At 40.7% G+C, this 20,810-nt stretch carries 18 protein-coding genes and 2 riboswitches; of the genes, 16 read left to right on the plus strand and 2 right to left on the minus strand.

What is annotated here, in order from left to right; translation table 11 throughout:
• Positions 1 to 10 precede the first annotated feature (10 nt).
• Positions 11 to 1,726: a bifunctional sulfate adenylyltransferase/adenylylsulfate kinase gene (locus tag SWH54_04795; GenBank protein ID MDY6790570.1), complete on the minus strand. Its 1,716-nt coding sequence runs from the start codon at positions 1,724 to 1,726 to the stop codon at positions 11 to 13.
• Positions 1,727 to 1,856: 130 nt separating this feature from the next.
• Positions 1,857 to 2,954 (minus strand): nicotinate-nucleotide--dimethylbenzimidazole phosphoribosyltransferase, encoded by a 1,098-nt coding sequence (gene cobT / locus SWH54_04800; protein ID MDY6790571.1) that lies wholly within the window; start codon positions 2,952 to 2,954, stop codon positions 1,857 to 1,859.
• A gap of 131 nt (positions 2,955 to 3,085) precedes the next feature.
• Positions 3,086 to 3,284: riboswitch (cobalamin riboswitch) on the minus strand.
• Between the two features lie 112 nt (positions 3,285 to 3,396).
• Positions 3,397 to 3,648, plus strand: a riboswitch (cobalamin riboswitch).
• Positions 3,649 to 3,828: 180 nt separating this feature from the next.
• Between cobT and SWH54_04805 the strand changes: the two genes are divergently transcribed.
• The 16 genes from SWH54_04805 (at position 3,829) to meaB (ending at position 20,228) form a co-directional block, all read left to right on the plus strand.
• Positions 3,829 to 4,086 (plus strand): hypothetical protein, encoded by a 258-nt coding sequence (locus SWH54_04805; protein MDY6790572.1) that lies wholly within the window; start codon positions 3,829 to 3,831, stop codon positions 4,084 to 4,086.
• 123 nt (positions 4,087 to 4,209) lie between these two features.
• On the plus strand, positions 4,210 to 5,259 hold the full coding sequence (locus tag SWH54_04810) for an LbtU family siderophore porin (protein MDY6790573.1): 1,050 nt from the start codon (positions 4,210 to 4,212) through the stop codon (positions 5,257 to 5,259).
• Between the two features lie 72 nt (positions 5,260 to 5,331).
• On the plus strand, positions 5,332 to 6,213 hold the full coding sequence (locus SWH54_04815) for a sirohydrochlorin cobaltochelatase (protein MDY6790574.1): 882 nt from the start codon (positions 5,332 to 5,334) through the stop codon (positions 6,211 to 6,213).
• Positions 6,214 to 6,318: 105 nt separating this feature from the next.
• Positions 6,319 to 7,407 carry an iron ABC transporter permease gene (locus tag SWH54_04820; protein MDY6790575.1) on the plus strand — a complete coding sequence of 363 codons (1,089 nt, stop codon included), beginning with the start codon at positions 6,319 to 6,321 and terminating at the stop codon, positions 7,405 to 7,407.
• On the plus strand, positions 7,408 to 8,181 hold the full coding sequence (locus SWH54_04825; GenBank protein ID MDY6790576.1) for an ABC transporter ATP-binding protein: 774 nt from the start codon (positions 7,408 to 7,410) through the stop codon (positions 8,179 to 8,181).
• Complete coding sequence (locus SWH54_04830; GenBank protein ID MDY6790577.1) at positions 8,178 to 9,140, plus strand: ABC transporter substrate-binding protein; 963 nt, start codon at positions 8,178 to 8,180, stop codon at positions 9,138 to 9,140. Before SWH54_04825 ends, SWH54_04830 begins: the two co-directional genes overlap by 4 nt.
• A gap of 94 nt (positions 9,141 to 9,234) precedes the next feature.
• Positions 9,235 to 10,701: a cobyrinate a,c-diamide synthase gene (locus SWH54_04835; GenBank protein MDY6790578.1), complete on the plus strand. Its 1,467-nt coding sequence runs from the start codon at positions 9,235 to 9,237 to the stop codon at positions 10,699 to 10,701.
• Entirely contained in the window at positions 10,688 to 11,305 is a 618-nt protein-coding gene (locus SWH54_04840) for a precorrin-8X methylmutase (GenBank protein ID MDY6790579.1), read from the plus strand. Before SWH54_04835 ends, SWH54_04840 begins: the two co-directional genes overlap by 14 nt.
• 10 nt (positions 11,306 to 11,315) lie before the next feature.
• Entirely contained in the window at positions 11,316 to 12,041 is a 726-nt protein-coding gene (gene cobI, locus SWH54_04845; GenBank protein ID MDY6790580.1) for a precorrin-2 C(20)-methyltransferase, read from the plus strand.
• Positions 12,031 to 13,086 carry a nucleoside recognition protein gene (locus tag SWH54_04850; GenBank protein MDY6790581.1) on the plus strand — a complete coding sequence of 352 codons (1,056 nt, stop codon included), beginning with the start codon at positions 12,031 to 12,033 and terminating at the stop codon, positions 13,084 to 13,086. Before cobI ends, SWH54_04850 begins: the two co-directional genes overlap by 11 nt.
• A gap of 49 nt (positions 13,087 to 13,135) precedes the next feature.
• Positions 13,136 to 14,245, plus strand: a complete 1,110-nt coding sequence (cbiD, locus tag SWH54_04855; GenBank protein ID MDY6790582.1) for a cobalt-precorrin-5B (C(1))-methyltransferase CbiD — start codon at positions 13,136 to 13,138, stop codon at positions 14,243 to 14,245.
• Positions 14,242 to 15,486, plus strand: coding sequence for a precorrin-6y C5,15-methyltransferase (decarboxylating) subunit CbiE (gene cbiE / locus SWH54_04860; GenBank protein MDY6790583.1), 1,245 nt, complete (start codon positions 14,242 to 14,244; stop codon positions 15,484 to 15,486). Before cbiD ends, cbiE begins: the two co-directional genes overlap by 4 nt.
• 152 nt (positions 15,487 to 15,638) lie before the next feature.
• Positions 15,639 to 17,492 (plus strand): precorrin-4 C(11)-methyltransferase, encoded by a 1,854-nt coding sequence (cobM, locus tag SWH54_04865; protein MDY6790584.1) that lies wholly within the window; start codon positions 15,639 to 15,641, stop codon positions 17,490 to 17,492.
• 29 nt (positions 17,493 to 17,521) lie between these two features.
• Positions 17,522 to 18,253 carry a precorrin-3B C(17)-methyltransferase gene (cobJ, locus tag SWH54_04870; GenBank protein ID MDY6790585.1) on the plus strand — a complete coding sequence of 244 codons (732 nt, stop codon included), beginning with the start codon at positions 17,522 to 17,524 and terminating at the stop codon, positions 18,251 to 18,253.
• A 231-nt stretch (positions 18,254 to 18,484) separates the two neighbouring features.
• Positions 18,485 to 19,000: a cob(I)yrinic acid a,c-diamide adenosyltransferase gene (locus SWH54_04875; GenBank protein ID MDY6790586.1), complete on the plus strand. Its 516-nt coding sequence runs from the start codon at positions 18,485 to 18,487 to the stop codon at positions 18,998 to 19,000.
• A gap of 199 nt (positions 19,001 to 19,199) precedes the next feature.
• The gene (meaB, locus tag SWH54_04880; GenBank protein MDY6790587.1) at positions 19,200 to 20,228 is read left to right on the plus strand and encodes a methylmalonyl Co-A mutase-associated GTPase MeaB; all 1,029 of its coding nucleotides are present in this window, start codon (positions 19,200 to 19,202) and stop codon (positions 20,226 to 20,228) included.
• Positions 20,229 to 20,810: the final 582 nt, after the last annotated feature.

Genomic DNA, 20,810 nt, shown 5'->3' on the forward strand with positions numbered 1-20,810 from the left:
CCAGTTACTGTCAAATAAACCCTTTTTGTCCGAGAAATAGCAAAATTTCCTGTGCCGCTTCATTGGGGGTAATGTCGATTGTATTGATGCTGAGTTCCGGCGATGTCGGTATCTCATATGGGTCGTCCACACCGGTGAATCCTTTAATCAGTCCTGCCCTGGCTTTTGCATACATACCTTTTCTGTCTCTTTTTTCACAAATTTCGATTGGAGTTGAAACATGTACTTCAATAAAACCGCCATAGCACTCTATGGTTGACCGTATTTCTGAGCGGGTCGATTCGTAAGGCGCAATAGGGGCACATATGGCGATGCCGCGGTTTTTGGTGATCTCACTGGCCACAAAACCGATACGGCGAACATTGATATCTCTGTCTTCTTTGGTAAATTTTAAATTACTCGACAGGTTTCGGCGCACAATATCACCATCAAGAAGTGAAACCGGTCGATCTCCGATTTCAAGAAAACGGGAATATAAAACCTTGGCAATGGTGGACTTGCCTGCACCGGAAAGACCGGTTAGGAAAACGGTAAATCCCTGTTTATGCGGCAGCGGGTGGGCTTTTCGCAGTTCGTCGACCACTTCCGAAAAGGTCGCCCATTTCGGGATCTCCCTGCCCGTTAAAATCCTTTCCCGGATATCTGAACCGGTCAGGGATACGGTTTTAGACCCTTGGGGTACTTGATCAGCAAAGCGGTATTCGTCTTCAAAAGGCAGATAGACCATTTCATTAAATGAAATAATCTCTATATCGATTTCTGTTGAATATGCTTTCGTAAGCTTCTTGGAATCACTGCTTTTATAGAAAGGCTTTCCGTTTTTATTCCGACCGGGGCCTGCATGGTCATGGCCCACAATAAAATGAGTGCATCCATAGTTTTTGGCAATGATCGCTTGCCATAGTGCTTCCCTTGGACCTGCCATTCGCATGGTCACAGGCAGGAGATTTAATATAAAAGAATCAGGTGGATAGTGACGGGTGACTTCACGGTAGCATCTGACGCGGGTATAATGATCAAAATCTCCGGGTTTAGTCATACCGGCAATCGGTAACAGGAGAAGGTTTGCCTTGGCCTGTTGCATGGCTTTAAGGGTCAGTTCGTACTGGGGTCGATGAACAGGTTGTGACGTCTGAAATCCGACCACACGTTTCCATCCCATCCTTTGATAGATATTTCTGATTTCCAGGGGTGTGAGACGAAGTTGTTTAAAGTCGAAATGAAGCGGCAGACTTAAAACATCAAGGGTGCCACCGATATAAAAGTTGCCCGATTTTTTATAAAGTTGTTGCACTCCCGGATGAAGCCGATCTGATGTGCCAAAAATCTGCCTGGCTTCTTTTTCCACCTCAACAGGCCAGATTTCTTCAATCTCCATAATAGCCAAAAGAAATCCTTCCGCATCTCTTAGCGTAACCGACTGGCCTGCTTCAATGGATTTTGCTTTGGTTTCTGATATGTCGAGGCAAATGGGAATGGGCCAAAGGACGCCGTTTTGCAGACGCATACGATCTAAAACAGATTCATAATCCGCCCTTGTCATAAAACCGTTTAGTGGCGAAAAAGCGCCGGTGGTCAGTAGCTCAAGGTTACAAAGCTGACGGTCATCAAGAGTAATGTCCGACAGATTAAAAGCCACATCTTTTAGCATGGTTTGGCGTTTTTCATCCACAAGCAGATTTACCAGAGAACCACCGTGGGGTTTGTTTATTTCAGTATTACTCATAGTATTTGCAACCAGTCATTGTAGCAATGTGGCTATTTGTTAAACTGCTTATCTATTCAAATCGTTCACATGTTCTTTTTTTTAAAATAAATAACATTATGAATAGGGTCAAGATTAAACTGCAAAAACATCATGACTTGTGGGAGACGCCGGCCTGATCAAAGGTAAGCATATCGGTAAAAATCTTGAGTGCCCCTTCGATAATTCCCATTGCCAGCGCTCCGCCGCTGCCTTCTCCCAGACGCATGCCAAGATCGAGAATAGGTTTAAGACCCAAATAATTCAGCATGGCGCGGTGGCCGGTTTCTTCAGAGCAGTGTCCGGCAAAAATATAATCTGTCACCACCGGACAAAGTGCGTGAGCAACCAGCGCTCCGGCTGTGGAAATAAATCCATCAATGACCACAGGACGCTGATGATATGCCCCGGCCAGAATACATCCGGCAATTCCACCGATCTCAAATCCTCCCAGTTTTGTTAGGACGTCAAGAGCATCATTGCTATCGGGACGGTTTACCTCAATTCCTTTTTGAATGGCGGTCTGTTTTTTTAGCAAACCCTCGTCATTGACCCCTGTTCCCCGTCCAACCATTTCTTCAAGGGCGGTTTTAGTGAATACTGTTCCGATGGCTGCAGAAGGCGTCGTGTTTCCGATTCCCATATCACCTGTGCCAAGTATATCTAATCCTTTATTGAAAAGGTCGGTGGCGAGGCGAAACCCAGTCAGTATCGCTTGTTCTGCTTTTTCTCGTGTCATGGCCGGTCCTCGAGACAGGTTGGACGTACCCCGGGCTATTTTATGAATAAAAAGGCGATCTTTTCCATTTAAAGAAACAGGGTCAAGATCTGCAATGATGCCCATATCCACCACAAAAACATGTGCATGAACCTGGGCTGCGAGGACATTAATACCGGCGCCGCCATTTAAGAATGTTTTGATCATTTCGCCGGTGACTTCCTGAGGATATGCGCTGACACCTTCTTCCACCACACCGTGGTCTGCTGCCATAACTAAAAACGCTTTGTGGTTTATGGATGGTTTTAACGTTTTACAAATACCACATATTTGTTCTGAAATGTCGTGAAGCCTTCCAAGCGCGCGGGTGGGCATTACCAGTTGAGATGTTCTCTCGTTGGCTTTCTCCATCCATTTTTCATCTACCGGTCTAATACCTTCTATTATTTCTTCTAAATTTATCCTTCCTGTTCCCATTGTTTTTTCCTCCACTCAATTAATCTTCCGATTACTCGGTGTTTAATCAAAAAAAAATCCTCAAGCGTTTGACGCTTGAGGATTTACCATCTCCCCAACACCAGAGTTTACTCAAAAAACCATTTAAAACGAAAATACTTTTTTAAGTAAACCGTGAACTTTATGGCAGGTCTTCTGACTTACGGATCGTTCTACTTTCTGCCCCTTCCCACCCTATACAAAGAGGTTCGTGCACCGGACAGTGGTTTTTGCAGATTTCGTCCCCGTTACAGCGGCGGGTCCGTACCGGAGTCTAACCGGTTTCCCTATTCATTATTTGAATGTACCATAAAGCCGAGCAATTATTTTTCTTGAATGATACAGATGGACTTTATTGTCAAGTCTATTTGTGTATTGAAAAGAATGCAGAGTCATACCGGATTAATTTCTTATTGACTTTCAAATCTCTTTTGTTTAGAAAATCAGATATTGTTCAGGTGCTCGTTTAAAAAACTTTGAAAAATATTCAATGGTTTTTGAGCCTAACAGGGAACCCCGTGAAAATCGGGGACGGGCCCGCCGCTGTAACCCTGGCCTTTTATTTAAATCAAAAGGGAACTTTTTAGTATTTTTATGCCACTGTCCGACACTCAGATGCCTGAGTACAGGGTGGGAAGGCCGCTAAAAAGGAGGGAGAGTCAGAAGACCTGCCTGAGCTGGATAGTGAGACCTTTGAAAATTACCATTTTGCAAAGGTCTCATGGCGTAGCCTTCGCGGACTGAGGGTAGCCAGATGATCTTGAGGATAAAAAAGGGAAATCCCCGGATCGATTAAATATCGGTCCGGGGATTTTTTTTTGCTCCCGGGCTGCAAAACATTAACAATGATGTGGAAAGGGGGTGAAATTAAATGAAAACCGGGGCAATTGTATACGTTATTGGAAAAGAAAATGATAAGGATTTTAATGTGAAGGAAGAGGTTAAGAACTTAAAGATTGAGGCAGATAAAGTAGAGATAGTCTCTTCCAGATCGGGTCATTTCGATATCATGGATGCATGGTGGTCGCTGACGGCAAAAGGCATGAAGCGCATCGTCTGTATGATTGCTGAAATTGTCAATGGCTCAGATATAAGGCTTACTGGTCGTGAGATTCAATTGTGTGAGTGATTAAGGTGATAATAGACAGGTGTCTTGTGAGTTTTTTTGGTATTATAGATAACTTAATATGTTTACCGAGAGAAACTCTAAAATTAATATCTGAGATTAAAAAGATTATGGAGGAAATAAGTTATGAAAAGATTATTTGTTGTTACCTTATCGCTGATTATCGCAGTTTTTGTGGTTTCCGGGCCGGCTGTATGTGATGAGGATGGAGAAAGATGGTTTGAAAATGTTACTTTAAGCGGTGCTATCGAGGTCGAAGCAGGTTTTGAAAAGATCGATTATAATGACCCTGCTACTAAAGACGAGGATTCCAGTGATATTGTCATCGCAACTGTTGAAGCCGGCATCGATGCTGAAATTGTAAAGCACGTTTCCGGACACCTTCTGTTTTTATATGAAGAAGATGATACCGACCTGGAGGTGGATGAAGCCATTATCTCAATTAAGGGTGAGGATGTGGTGCCTCTGTACCTGAACGCAGGGCAGATGTATGTGCCATTCGGAAATTTTGAAAGCCATATGATCAGCGAACCAATCACACTGGAACTGGGCGAAACAAGGGAAAGTGCTGTGGTTGCCGGTTTTGCAACCGACTGGTTGGATATTTCCGCCGGTGTTTTCAACGGAGATATTGATGAAATCGGAGAGGATAATAAAATAGAAAGTTATGTGGCCGGCGCCGTATTTACCCTTCCGGAAAACACTGTATCCGGTTTTGTATTATCAGCCGGAGGTTCATACATATCAAATATTGGTGATAGTGATTCTTTGCAGGAAGATATCGAATCCGGACCGGTGACTATTAGAGACTATGTGGCCGGGTATAGTGCGTTTATTTCGATTTCCGCTTTAGACAGGTTTTTCCTTAACGCCGAATACCTGACAGCCGCTGATGAGTTTGCAGCCGGAGAGTTGTCTTTTGACGGCGGACGGAAATTCAAGCCATCCACCTGGTATGCGGAACTGGCGGTTAGTGTTATCGATGATCTTGAAGTTGCTGTGCGTTATGAGGCAAGTGACGACGGTGGTGATTTTCTGCCGGAAAAGCGATACGGTGGTGCAATTACATACGGTCTGTTTGAAAATACCTCACTGGGTCTTGAGTATCTCCACGGTGAATTTAAAAATGATGATGAAATCGATGTGGTGACCGCTCAACTGGCTATAGAGTTTTAACTAAAGATGGCAACGGAAAGATAAAAGGAAATATTATATTAAGCATATCTTGAAGAAAGGAGAAAACATCTAATGAAAAAAAACACAACTATTTCAATTTTTGTTTTTGTGCTTGTTATTGCTTTTTGTACTGTAACGTTGGCCGGAGGCTACGGGCACAAGCAACCCATGAAAAAAGGGATTTTACTGGTTGCATTTGGTTCAAGCATGCCTGAGGCACAGGTTTCTTTTAAAAACATTGACAAAAGGGTAAAAAAGGCTTTCCCGGGCGTGCCTGTAAGATGGGCATACACTTCACATATTATACGCCATAAACTGGCAAAAGAAGGCAAGAACCTCGATTCTACGGAGATGGCCCTGGCAAAGATGATGGATGAAGGATTTACACATGTGGCAATCCAGTCATTGCATACCATTGCCGGTGAAGAGTACCACGGGCTCGTACAGAGCGCCCATGCGTTTGGACAGATGGCAGGAGGATTTGAGCGTATTCTCGTGGGCTACCCACTTCTGGGAAAAGAAGATGATCTTGCAAAAGTAACGGAAGTAGTTATAAAAAATATCCCAAAAAACAGGAAAAAGAAAGATGCAGTTGTCCTCATGGGCCATGGTACTCACCACCCGGGCAATGCTTTTTATGCTGCCATGATGTACCATTTCCAGCAGAAAGACCCGAATATCTTTATGGGTACTGTTGAAGGTGCGCCAACTATAGATGATATTAGAGCTATGCTTCTTAAAAAGAAAATCAAAAAAGCCTATCTCATGCCTTTTATGTCGGTGGCGGGTGATCATGCCCGAAATGACATGGCAGGAGATGAAGACGATTCATGGAAGGTCATCCTTACCAAGGCAGGTATAAAATGTGTACCCATTCTTAAAGGAACGGCTGAATACGATGAAATCATTGATATATGGGTTGCGCATTTAAAGACAGTATTGGCACATTTTTAAACACTTGTATTACATGTTGATATTTTAACAAAAAAATGACACTAAAGCAGGAGCCGGCAGTTATTTCTAACAACTGCCGGCTTTCTTTAACTGCTTCAATAAAAGATGGCCATTAAAGTACAGAAAAAATCATCCGGCTTAAAAAAAAGGCTTCAAAAGGCAACCAGAATCCAGGTATTATTGTTGAGCGCAGCGTTGTGCCTGATAATCGTGATATCCACCGGTATGGGATATATTCATTTATCATTTCTTGACGTGGCAAAAATTATTTTTGCTAAAATATCAGGACAAACCGGCCTTCTTAAAGAAATGGATGAAATTCTTTCTGTGGTTGTGATAGAGGTGCGTTTGCCGCGAATACTGACAGCTGCAATAGTGGGGGCAGGACTGGCAGTAGCTGGCGCTGCTTTCCAGGGAATTTTATTAAATCCACTGGCTGATCCATACACACTGGGAGTATCTGCCGGAGCCGCCTTCGGAGCCTGTCTGGCATTTTTCTTTAATATTGTCCTTTTTGATAATATTTTTCTTGGAGCCTGTTCCGTGCCGGCCTTTGCTTTCATCGGTGCAATAGGCACCCTGTTTTTCGTTGTGTATCTCTCATCTGCAAGAGGTGGTTTTTCTTCAAACAACCTGATCCTTTCCGGTATAATAGTAGCAGCCATTTTATCAGCAGGAATAAGTTTCTTAAAATACGTGGCGGATGAACAGGTTTCAATAATCATCTTTTGGCTTATGGGAAGTTTTGTTTCAAAGACATGGGCGGATGTAATAATGACATTGTTATTTTTGTGCGGCGGATTTTTGATTATTATATTTTTTGCCCGGGATCTCAATCTTATTTCCCTTGGAAGTCGAACAGCTTCTTCCCTTGGGGTGCATACAAAAAGGGTGACTCTAATTCTTCTTGTTACCGCATCCATGGTAACAGCTATTTGTGTTTCAGTATCCGGTATTATCGGATTTGTTGGACTTCTTGTCCCCCACATGGTGAGATTTCTAACAGGTCCTGATAATCGCAAGCTTATTCCAGTCTCGATGTTGTCAGGTGCAATACTCTTATTGTCCGCCGATACATTCACCAGGGCTATTCTTCCAGGCGAGATTCCCATAGGTGTATTGACAGCTCTGATCGGTGGCCCGTTTTTCTGTTATATTTTCAGGAAAAGACAGACTGCAAGGTCAGGTGAATAAATGGCTTTTGAAGTTGAAAAACTAGAATATTTTTATAAAGAAAAAAAGGTCATAGACAAAATTTCCATAAACCTTGATTCAGGTAAATTTTACGGAATCATAGGTCCGAACGGTTGCGGAAAAACCACTTTTATCGATCTTCTTACTAAACACAGTCAACCTGTATCAGGAAGCATTAAATATAAAGGAAAGAAACTTGCTTCGTATTCAAAGAAAGAATTGTCAAAAGAGATCTCTTTAGTTCCGCAAAATTTCTATATAAATTTTCCATTTACAGTAGAAGAAATAGTCATGATGGGCCGCTATCCGCATATTCCCCGTTTCTCCGCTCCATCTTTAAAAGATTTTAAAACTGTAAAGGAGATAATGGAAAAGACCAAAATTTATGATTTTAAAAATCGTTTTATTACGGAGCTTAGCGGGGGGGAGAGACAGAGAGTCATTTTTGCCAGAGCGCTTGCCCAGGATACACCGATTTTAGTTCTGGATGAAGCAACTTCAAACCTTGACATCAATTATACAATAAGTTTGCTTAACATTGCAAAACAAAGTGTTAGAAAAGAAAGAAAGACGGTAATTGCAGTGATGCAGAATATTAATCTTGCTGCAATTTACTGCGATGACTTGATATTCATCAGGCAGGGGCGTATTGAAACTCATGGCCAAACAGATAAAATATTAACTCCTGATACAATACGATCTGTTTTTAAGGTGGAGACAAAAATCTATTTTGAGCCGTATTCAAATTCAAAGCAGGTTGTTTTTAAGAGATGAAAAATCAGGTATTAAAAATAGTTAAGACCTTTTTTTCTCTGGTAGCCATTGAAGCATTATGCCATCTTGTAGCTATCAGTGCATTGGCTTCGAACTTTTGTGTAGTAAATAAAAGCAGAATAATCGATCAGGCAGGCAGGAGTATTAGTGTTGAAAAACCGTTTAAAAGGATTATTTCTCTTTACGGCGCTCATACTGAAAACCTGTTTGCATTAGGCCTTGAAAAAGAAATTATCGGTGTATCGCGAAACGAGGCTTTTCCTGAAAAAGCAAAGACAAAGCCGGTCTTTTCATATCATGATGATCCTGAAAAGTTTTTAGCAGCTTGCCCCGATCTTGTTTTAATACGACCCATGATCGACCGCGGTTATCCACAGTTGATGGCAAGGCTGGAAAAGAGTAAAATTAAAGTCATATCATTACAGCCTGCTACAGTAGATGAAATGTTCAACTACTGGAAGATACTTGGCATTCTTACAGGAAAACAGAATGAAGCATCAGATATGACCCGGCATTTTAAAAAAAGGGTATCTTTTATTAAATCCAGAACAAGAGATCTGACTTTTAAAAAAAAGGCATATTTTGAAGCCATACACAAGAGAATGAAAACCTTTTCCCCTGACTCAATGGCAATATTTGCCCTTGAAACAGCAGGGGGGATAAATATCGCAATAGACGCAAAACCGATAAGGAAAACAAATATCGCAGCTTATGGCAAAGAACGAATCCTCTCCCATGCTGCTGAAATAGATGTCTATCTTGCACAAAATGGAGCCATGAACTGCCCAACAATATCTCTTATTAAAAACGAAACAGGATTCAGGTTAATCAAGGCGGTAAGAGAAGACCAGGTATATATTATTGATGAAATGATAGTATCGCGACCTACTTTAAGGCTTCTTAAAGGAATACAGGAAATCGGCAAAATTCTTTATCCGGAAATCTTTATTGAGAATTAGGACACAGATTTGCACAGATTAACACGGATTTTCATAATGTTGGGATTTTCCATAGCAGATAAAAATAATATATCTGTGTAATCCGTGTTTCTCCGTGTCCTATTTGGGAAACAAAAGTTATAAAAATAAGGAGATTATTATTAAAGGATTCGTAATAGCCGGAACTCAGAGTGGATGCGGAAAGACAACCATCTCTCTTGGGCTCATGGCAGCTTTAAAGAGACACAGGCTTAATGTTGCACCTTTTAAAGTTGGCCCGGATTTTATAGATCCCGGGCATCATTCAAGAATAACAGGTGCTGTCAGCAGAAATTTAGATGGCTGGATGCTGCCGAAAGATTACAACCTTAAATGCTTCAGAAAAAATGCAAGGAAAGCGGATGTTGCTGTAGCAGAAGGCGTGATGGGACTTTTTGATGGGTATGATGGTAGAAGTGAAGCAGGCTCAACTGCTCAAATGGCAAAATGGCTCGGGCTTCCGGTTATACTGGTGGTTAATGCAAAGAGTATGGCTCGCAGTGCAGCAGCACTTGTCCAGGGGTTTGAACGGTTTGATAAAGATCTAACTTTTGCAGGTGTTATTTTTAATAATATCGGAAGTAAAAGGCACTTTGAATATTTAAAAGAAGCCCTTAAAGACAATGTCAAAATGCTATGCATGGGTGGCATTCCCTATAGCAAAGATATTACAATGCCGGAAAGGCATCTTGGTCTGGTTACATCTCAGGAACATCCATTATCAGATAAGTATAAAGACAGGCTTGCAGATCATATTGAAAAAAATATCGACATAAAAACACTTCTTGATTTACTCCCGGAAGTTAAAAGTACCCAAGAAAAGTCTGAAGATGCAGATTTTACAATTAGAGCGGATGTAAGGATCGGACTTGCCAGGGACAATGCCTTTTGCTTTTATTATCAGGACAACCTAGACATGCTGGAAAAAAATGGTTCGCAGCTTGTCGAATTTTCACCCATGGATGACAAGAGCCTTCCGGAAAATCTTGACGGGATTTATCTGGGAGGGGGCTATCCTGAGCTTTTCGCAAAGCAACTTTCAGATAATGTGAAGATGCGAAGACAAATAAAGGAAAGCAGCAAAAGAGGTATGCCTGTTTACGGAGAGTGTGGCGGGTTTATGTATCTTTGCAGAGAAATCCGGGACACAAAAGGGAATACATATCCGATGATCGGCTGTTTTGATTTTGCAACACAAATGTTTACACGGTTGAAATCACTTGGTTATAGAGAGATAAAGCTGGTCAGAGATACGCTGACGGGAAAACGTGGTGAGACCATTAGAGGACATGAATTTCACTATTCGGAAATAAAAGTGCCAAAAGATAAAAACGAAGATAAAAACGGAGATAGAAACAAAGCAGAAACGGTTTATGACGTTTCAGCAAGAGCAGGAATAAATAAAACAGATGAAGGCTACATAGTCAACAGAACACTCGGCAGTTATATACATCTTCATTTTGGCAGCCGCCCGGAGGCGGCTGCATGTTTTGTTGAATTCTGTCGAAATTACAAAAGAGAATCCATCTATGAAACCCGATGAAATTGAAACCTTAAGTTTTAAGATAATAGACGAAGAAGCAGGCAGGCATAACTTTCCTTCCGAAAAGTGGTCTGTCGTGCGACGGGTGATCCATACTACAGCCGATTTTGAATATATCAGGTCTGTTCGTTTTCATCCAGATGCCATATCATGTGGAATAAATGCCTTACGAAATGGAAAAAAGATCGTCACTGATACCAACATGGCAAGAGTGGGAATCAGAAAAAGCGATCTTGAAAGCTTCGGCACGGAAGTAAAATGTTTTATGTCTGATCCCGAAGTTGGCCGGATTGCATCAAAAACCGGGGTTACCAAAGCAAAAGCAGCAGTTGATGCGGCAATATCCGATATGGAAGACGGTATTTACGTAATAGGGAATGCTCCCACAGCCCTTTTGCGGCTTATAGAGTTGGTAAAAGATAAAAAAGCAAAACCTGCTCTGATTATCGGACTTCCAGTGGGGTTTGTAAATGCTGCGAAATCTAAAGCCGCACTTGTTGAAATTGATTATCCGTATATTACAAATAAGGGAAGAAAAGGCGGTTCCAATGTTGCTGCCAGTGTGGTGAATGCGCTGGCAAAACTGGCTATATTAAATTCGTAACGAGGAGATAATGAACAAGAAAAAAGCAGGAAGTTTATACGGCATAGGGGTAGGACCGGGTGATCCGGAACTTATTACAATAAAAGCCTCAAAAATATTAAACAGGGTTGATGTAGTTTTTGCAGCAGCATCTACGAAAAACAGTTACAGTCTGTCTGTAAGCATTGCAAAGCCCCATATTCCGGAAACAACTTCAGTAAGAATGCTATCTTTTCCAATGACAAGAGATAAGAAAAAGACTGAACAGGCATGGAAAGATCATGCACATACAATTATAAAAGAGCTTGAACTCGGTAGAGATGTTGCTTTTTTAACATTGGGAGATTGCATGACCTATTCCACCTATGGATATGTTTTAAAGCATATTCGCAAGATTGCACCCAACGTGAAAGTAAAAAATATACCAGGGATTACTTCATACCAGGCAGCAGCATCCAGTCTTAACACACCGTTAGTCGAAGGTGAAGAAACGCTCATGGTTGTTTCAGGTGCCAGGGGTGGAGAACATCTAAGGCAGCTTTCCGTCAAACCGGAATGCATAGTTTTTCTAAAAGCATACAAAAATGTTGAAGATATTAACTCTGCACTAAATGAAACCGGAGTTTATAAAAGCAGTGTCGGAGTTAAAAACTGCGGGCATCAGGAAGAAGAAATCATCAGGAATATTGATAAGCTTGGCAAAAGAAAGCCGGATTACTGGACTTTGATTATCGCAAAACAAAAAGATGATGCATAAAGAGGCAAAGCCAAAATACATATCGCTGACAGTATCCTTTGCTTTGTCTGCTGCTGTGCTGTTTATCGGAATATATACTATTAACGATCTCAGTGTTCAAAAAGTAGTGTCAAAGCTTTTGTGGCCGCTTTTACGTCTTATGCTTTTTATTGGAGCAGGACTTGCGGCAGGTCAGCTAATTGAAGCTTCGGGCTGGACAAAAAGGTTCGCAGTACTGGCCAGGCCTTTCTTTAAATTTGGTAATCTTGGAGATAGATGCAGCGCTGCTTTTACAACAGCTTTTATTTCAGGTGTTGCTGCAAATGCTATGCTTCTTGATTTTTTTAAGGACGATAAGATATCTCGCAGACAGCTATTTTTAACCAATTTCGTCAACCAGTTCCCGGCTTTTTTTCTTCACTTACCCACTACAGTTTTTATTGTATTGCCCCTTACAGGGTTTGCAGGAGCTATCTATTTTATTATAACTTTTACTGCAACTCTTTTTAGAACTGTCCTTTTTATTTTTTACGGACATTTGAGACTTTCAATACATACGCAGAATTATAAAAATGAAAAAAAAATACTTTTTAAAGATTCCAAAAATCAGGAAAAAGGACTTTGGGAAAGGATAAAGGAAAAATTTCCAAAGCGTATTATTGATGTTACGATATATGTTGTTCCGGTTTATATAATTGTTTTTCTATTAAATGACGCAGGTGTTTTTAACATGATGCGAAGCTGGCTTGCCGACTATTTTGTAACAGCATTTATGCCCGTTGAGGCCCTTTCAGTGATAATTTTAAGTTTTGCTGCCGAGTTTACTTCAGGGTTCGCAGCTGCAGGGGCGCTCCTTGATGCCGGCGTAATTACAACAAAGCAGACTGTTTTAGCTCTGATTATCGGAAACATAATTGCATTTCCCATTCGTGCTCTGCGTCATCAGTTGCCAAGATATATCGGAATCTTTTCTCCGAAGATGGGAACCCAGTTGCTGCTAATGGGCCAGGGTTTTAGGGTCGTTAGTCTTGTCATTATGGGAACAATTTATTATTATCTGGGGTGAATACAGTTTTTTGTAACATCTATGCTTATTACGAATTCAGCATATATCAATGGCTAACAAAAGAAGGCTAAGAACAGGGTTTACAACAGGGACTGCGGCGGCCGCGGCAGCAAAGGGGGCTCTTTCTTTGATTTTAACCGGCGAAAAATCTTCAAGCGTTCAAATAGAATTTTTAACAGGCGAAAATATCAATATTCCCATATATACTTGTGAATATGAGGGAAAAAAGAAATCGAAATGCACGGTTATAAAAGATGCAGGGGATGATCCTGATATAACACATAAGGCGGAAATTGGAGCAACAGTCACGCTGCTGGACAAAGAAAATCAAAGGAGTGTATCTATAACCGGGGGAAAGGGTGTAGGGGTTGTCACAAAGCCTGGCCTTGAGATTGAGCCCGGAGAAGCTGCAATAAACCTGGGCCCCAGAAAAATGATTACACAGACTGTTACGGGGTTATTAAAAAATCATAATAAAAACATCTCTGTAGAAGTTGAAATATTTGTACCAGAAGGAAAAAAGCTTGCTGAAAAGACTTTAAATGCAAGGCTGGGAATTCTTGGTGGAATATCTATTCTGGGAACCACAGGTGTTGAAAGACCAATGTCCCATGACGCTTATATCGCAACAATCAAATCTTCATTGTCGGTTGCAAAGGCCTCCGGTCTGAAAAGAGTTGTATTAACAACCGGTCGTCGCAGTGAAAGATTTTCCCAGGCTCTGTTTGAGAAGCTTTCTGAAGAAGCTTTTATTCAGATCGGAGATTTTTTCAAAATGTCCCTTGAAGCTGCATCTAAAAAGGGTTTTAATAAGATTACACTTGCGGTTTTTTTCGGAAAAGCGGTAAAAATGGCACAAGGAGTGCCACACACACATGCCGCAAAGTCAAGTTTGAGCATGAAAAAGCTTTCAGAATGGTCATTTGAGATTACAAAAAATCGTGAATTTGCTGAAAAAATAGCGTCTGCCAATACAGCCAGACATGCATTTGATTTAATAGTCGATGAATATCCAAAAGTCGTTTCTTATGTTGGGAGGCTAGTGGTTAAGGCTGCACGGATATTTGCAAGTTCTGGTATAGATATACAGGGTATTATATTTGATTTCAGCGGGAATGTTGTATTTGATTCAGATGCTAAGGGGATAAAACAAACATGAAACCAGTATCCGTTATAGGAGTGGGACTTACTCCGGAAGATCTTACCGCAAAGCACCTGAAAATAATTAAAGATGCTGCTGTGCTGGTAGGGGGGAAACGGCATCTTGAGTATTTCAAGGATTATACGGCAGATAAAAAGGAGATAAGCAAAGATCTAAAAGGAGTTATTCGCTATATAAAAAGTAAAATGGGCAGGAAAAATGTTGTAGTACTTGCATCCGGTGATCCGCTGTTTTTCGGAATCGGTTCATTGCTGATCAAATCACTGGGCACTGACAATGTTGTGATATATCCTAACATTTCTACTATTGCTGCAGCCTTTTCAAGGATAAAGGAACCCTGGAATGATGTTTCAGTCGTAAGTTTACATGGCAGGGATAGTGAAATAGAACTTTTTAAGCTAATAGCTTCAAAGGATAAGATTGCAGTTTATACGGATCCTGAAAAAAATCCTGCATGGATTGCAAAACTTCTTATTAAAAAAAATATTATAGATTTTAATATTTGCGTTTTCGAAAAGCTTGGTACATCTTCAGAGCGATTTAAATGGTATACAATTAAAAAGGCTGCCGGAATGAAGTTTTCGGAGCCTAACCTGGCAGTATTAAAACAGATTGAATGTCAACCTGAAAAAAAACATAACACTTTTTTCGGAATGCCTGATAAATGGTATGATCATAATAAAGGATTGATCACTAAGGCAGAGGTAAGAGCTGTTACTCTTTCCAAACTGCGAATTTTACCTGAACATTTTTTATGGGATTTAGGCGCAGGAAGTGGTTCCATTGCTGTTGAAGCATCAATTCTTGCAAATAATGGGATGACATTTGCTGTAGAGCAAAAGAAAGAAAGGGTGAAGCAAATCGATAATAACAGGAAGCGCTTTAGAATAAAAAACATGAAAGTAATAGAAGCAACGCTTCCAAGGGGACTTGAAAAGCTGCCTGAGCCGGATAGGATATTTATAGGAGGAGGCGGACGAAATCTAAAAAATATTATAAATGCTGCTGCAAGTTATCTTAAACCTGACGGAATAATTGTTATTAATACGATACTTATCCCATCAATTGAGACTGCTCTGGAAACATTGAAGCAACTTGATTTTAAAACAGATATAGTCCAGGTCCAAATCAGCAGGTCTAAAGAAATGTCCTGGGGAGAAATGCTTGAGGCTGAAAACCCGGTATGGATAATTACAGGTATGAAGACAGATGGTAGCCATTCACGGCTTGAAACTTGAAATTGGAAAGTAGAAATTCGGGAGAAAAGTATGAAAACCAAATTTCCAATTTCATAACGCTGACTAATGCCTTCAAACAGCGACCCACTTAAAATCGGATCACCTGAATGCTCATTTTGGCATATTCTTCAACAGACTAAATTAATAAAAATATGAAAATCACGCCGAATATTAAAAATAATGGTAGCCATGTATCGCATCCTGTAATATTCGTAGGGGCAGGACCTGGTGATCCCGAGTTGATAACTGTTAAGGGACAACGAGCCCTTGCTGATGCAGATCTTGTTATTTATGCGGGTTCTCTTGTGCCTGAAGCTGTATTAAAATGGACAAAACCTGGAACAAAGGTTTTAAACAGTGCTTCCATGAACCTTGAAGAGATTGTAGGTGAAATGGAAAAAGCTCAAAGAGATGGAAAACGGGTCGTTCGCCTGCATACAGGAGATCCGAGCCTTTATGGCGCTATATTTGAACAGATGGCAAAGCTGGATAAAATTTCGATCCCCTATGAAGTCATTCCTGGAGTAACCGCTGCTTTTGCCGCTGCAGCAGCCATGAAAATCGAATATACCATGCCTGAGGTTTCACAGACACTTATTTTAACCCGTATGGCCGGTAGAACACCTGTACCTGAAAATGAAGCGCTGGAATCACTTGCAGAGCATAAAGCTTCCATAGCAATTTATCTTAGCATATCCATGGTTGACGAGGTGGCGAGGATACTTGAAAAAGCATATGGAAAAGATGCAACGTGTGCAGTTGTTTTCCGTGTCAGTCAGCCGGAAGAAAAGATTATTTTTACACATCCCGGGAAGTTGCCTGATATAGTAAGAAAAGAGAAAATAACCAGCCACGCCCTTATTATAGTCTCAAGAGTGATGGATATTGATAAAAATGAAGTGAGATTTAAGTCTAAACTATATGATAAGGATTTTTCACACGGGTATAGAAAGAAGAAAAAGGATAAAATCGCCCTGTGGGCTGTAACACCTAAAGGCGCAGTCCTTGCTAAAAAAATTTCAGAGAGTATGCCGGATACCGAATTGCACCTTTCTGATAATTTGAATATAAATGATATCCGGGTTTCTTATTCTGAAAGACTGTCCGATGCTGTATCAAGGGAGTTTCATGCATACAGTGGGCATATTTTTCTCATGTCAACAGGTATTGTAATGCGACTTGTATCTTCACATCTAAAAAGTAAAACGACTGATCCGGCAGTAGTTGTAATAGATGAGCTTGGGCAGCATGTAATCAGTCTTGTTTCCGGTCATATCGGTGGGGCAAATGAACTTGCGATAAAGGTTGCAGTGTTAACAGGAGCTGAACCTGTTATAACCACAGCTACGGATGTAAACGATGTGCCTGCGATTGATGTTCTGGCTAAGCAGCTCAACCTTTTCATAGAAAATCCGGAAGCTATAAAAAAGATAAACATGGCATTCCTTAATGAAAAGAAAATATATCTCCACGATCCATACGAATTGTTGTGTGGAAGTATAGATTCATCATATATTTATAAAGATGTTAATAAAGAAAAAAATATGGGAAATAAAGATATTTCCTGTGTCTATATAGATGACATTCTGGCCGATCTTTCAAAACAAACGCTGATATTAAGACCCGGATCACTTGTTGCAGGAATTGGATGCAACAGTAATACATCGATGAATGAAATAAAGGGATTTTTTGGAGAAGTACTTGAAGAATCAAAGCTTGCAATAGCCAGCGTGATACGTATTGCTACGATTAACTTGAAAGCTGATGAACCGGGGCTGATAGCTTTTGCAGAGGATTTGAGTCTGCCGATAGTCTTTTACGAAAAAGAAGAATTGAACGGGGCAGTCGGTATTAAGAGACCATCCGCGATGGTGGCAAAACATACAGGAGCAGAAAGCGTATGCGAAGCAGCGGCAATTCTTGCATCGAACAACGGAAAACTGATAGTAGAGAAACATTCAATCAGAAATGTGACAGTGGCAATCGCCAGAATATCCTTTACATAATCGGGATTGGTCCGGGAAGTTTCGATCATATATCCAAACGTGCAAATGACGTTCTTAAGTCTGTAGATACAGTAGCAGGATATACAACCTATATTGATTTGGTCTATCCTCTCATTAAGGATAAGAATATAATCAGTACAAAAATGACCAAAGAGATAAACCGAGTTGAGGAGGCCATTGATGTTGCTTTTTCCGGAAGATCGTGTGCCATTATTTCAAGCGGTGACCCGGGAATTTATGCCATGGCCGGACTCGCTTTTGAGATTTGCAAAAAGAAAAATATCAAGATTACACCTTCTTCTTCGCGTGCAAAATCTTCGATGGCAGTCGAGGTTATTCCAGGAATACCCGCACTCTGTGCCGGCGCATCACTTTTGGGGGCGCCATTAAGCCATGATTTTGCAGCTATAAGTCTTAGTGATCTTTTAACTCCATGGGAGGTTATTGAAAAACGGATAGAAGCCGCAGCGAGTGCGGATTTTGCAATTGTTTTATATAACCCTAAAAGTAAAAAAAGAACCTGGCAACTTGAAACAGCACAGAAGATTATATTAAAATACAGAGATAAAAAAACTCCTGTCGGAATTGTTGTAAGCGCCATGCGAAAAGATGAAATGGTGACGCTTGTTTCCCTTGAAGAGCTTCACATAGCATACGCAAACATGCAGACAACTGTATTTATCGGAAACAGCAAGTCGTTTAAATATCTCGATTTTATGGTTACACCAAGGGGGTATGACAAGAAGTATATGGGCGCTTAGTTATATTTTTGCCGGATGGACTGCGGAAGGTTTACTAAAAAAATAAACATCGAACATCGTGGCGCCAACATCGAATTTTAAATGGGAAAAGATGAAGAAACAGAAATAGTCGTAAGATGTTAGGTATTGTTTTTTTATTCAATTTTAAAATAATTTGAGGAGCGGAGCGACATCATTATTCGACGTTCGATGTTGGACGTTCGATGTTCAGCAATTTGTTGGAGATAAAATATGAAAGGATATGTACAGGTTTACACAGGAAACGGTAAGGGGAAAACAACGGCTGCACTGGGGCTTTCTGTAAGGGCGGTAGGAGCTGGATTGAAAGTCTTTATCGTGCAGTTTCTGAAAATGGGAGATTACAGTGAAATAAAAGCGCTTGAAAGATTTTCTGATCTCATTACCATAGAACAGTATGGAGTTGGCCGTTTTGTCAGGGGAAAGCCATCACCTGAAGATATAGAAGCAGGTAGAAAAGGTCTTGAAAAATTGAAATCAATAATTTTAGCAGGTGAGCATGATGTGGTGGTTATTGAAGAAGGAAATGTTGCGGTAATGTGCGGTCTTTTTTCAGCGCAGGATCTTCTGGCTATTATTAAAATGAAACCGGATAGTATGGAGATAGTTGTTACTGGACGGGGTGCCACACCTGAAATAATTGAAAGGGCGGATCTTGTCACAGAGATGAAAGAAATCAAACATTATTATCAAAAAGGGGTGAAGGCCAGGATTGGAATCGAAAAATAAAGTTGATGGCTTTATAAAGAGCGATATGTTATGGCTTTGTACTAAAAAACAATTTTGCGGGTTTGTTTTGAACCGCAGAATATTGAACAAGGAATAATGAATATCGAAGAAAGGTATTCTAACATTTTTAATATCTAAAAAGATAGAGCGTAGCGAATGCATACTTAGTCATTTGACATAAGATTCTTCAGGATAAAAAATGATTGCTGAAAATGCCGATTATTATATTGACGGTGTACTTGAAGGGAACAGGCGGGTTATTGCAAAAACCATTACACTTGTTGAAAGTTCGCTGCCCGCTCATCAGGAAAAGGCAAAAACGATAATTGATAATCTTTTGCCGTATAGCGGAGAAGCGGTTCGTATTGGTATAACAGGGATTCCGGGTGTTGGCAAAAGTGCATTTATTGAGAGTTTCGGCATGATGCTGTTAAAGGATGATCATCGCATCGCAGTTCTTGCGGTGGATCCCAGCAGTAAAAAAAGCGGCGGAAGCGTCATGGGTGACAAGACGCGTATGGAAAGGCTTTCTGTGGAAGAATGTGCATTTATACGACCATCTCCATCAGGGGGAACCCTTGGTGGCGTTGCGAGAAAAACCAGGGAAACCATGATTGTATGTGAGGCCGCCGGTTTTGATGTAATAATAGTGGAAACAGTTGGTGTGGGTCAGTCGGAAACAACGGTTGCATCAATGGTCGATTTTTTTCTTGTGCTGATGCTATCAGGTGCAGGGGACGAACTTCAGGGGATAAAAAAAGGGGTGCTGGAACTTGCCGATGCGATTACAATAACCAAAACTGACGGCGATAATATTGAAAAAGCCAAACGTGCAAGGAAAGAGTATGAAACAGCACTGCATTTAATAAATCCGTCTTCCGCAAACTGGTTACCTCCGGTGACCACCTGCAGTGCCATTAAGTTTGAAGGTATGGAAAATATTTGGAACATTATTTTGAATCACCGGGATAAACTAAAATCCAACGGGGAGTTTGAAGAAAAACGTAAAAACCAATCCATAGAGTGGATGTGGTCACTAGTGGAAGAAGGGCTTAAAGACCAGTTTTATAAAAATACGGATGTAAAAACGATGTTGCCAAAAGTTAAAAAAGAAGTGGAAAAAGGAAAAATGGCACCCACCGCCGCCGCTTTTAAGCTGCTTTCATTTTTTTCTCATAAAGGAGTATCATCGTCTACAGGTTCAAATAGACGCCATAATGATTTTTAAAACTTAAATGTTTATACGGAAATATTGCTCAACATACGACCCATCCGGCTTTTGACTGATTAAAAATACGAGATGCCCACAAGTTATAACTCAAGTTTCGTACCCCTTATCCACGGTGGAGGCGGAATTCTTAAGGCACTGATTGGTGTTAAGGGTGTGAATCGAGACAGTTGTATTATTTTCTTCCAGGGGATATGAATTGAATCAGTTGCAGCGTGTCCGGATATTTGGGATACAGTCTATCCGTTGCTAAACAATATAACAGGGACTGCATCTCCCAAATATCCGGACACGGCGAAAAGGGGTAATAGATGACCCACATATCCCCTTACAGAAAAAAATATAACCGTTTAGATTCACATCTGATTTTATATGTTACCTGACGTCAGGGCATTACTTTCAGCCAAACCGGGGTGAGAAACTTGAGTTATAATTATTTTACCCTTGCCAATGACCAGAGGTAATTACAGAGCTAAACCCCCAGCTAAGCTGGGGAGAATGGCAAAAGCTATGCTGAGTATTTAAAAAATGCTCCTTTTGGATTAAAGGTAACAGCGCTGATTCTGTGACCAAAATCCAAGA

The sequence above is a fragment of the Thermodesulfobacteriota bacterium genome (genome assembly GCA_034189135.1).
In the GTDB taxonomy this organism is placed as follows: Bacteria; Desulfobacterota; Desulfobacteria; order Desulfobacterales; family JAUWMJ01; genus JAUWMJ01.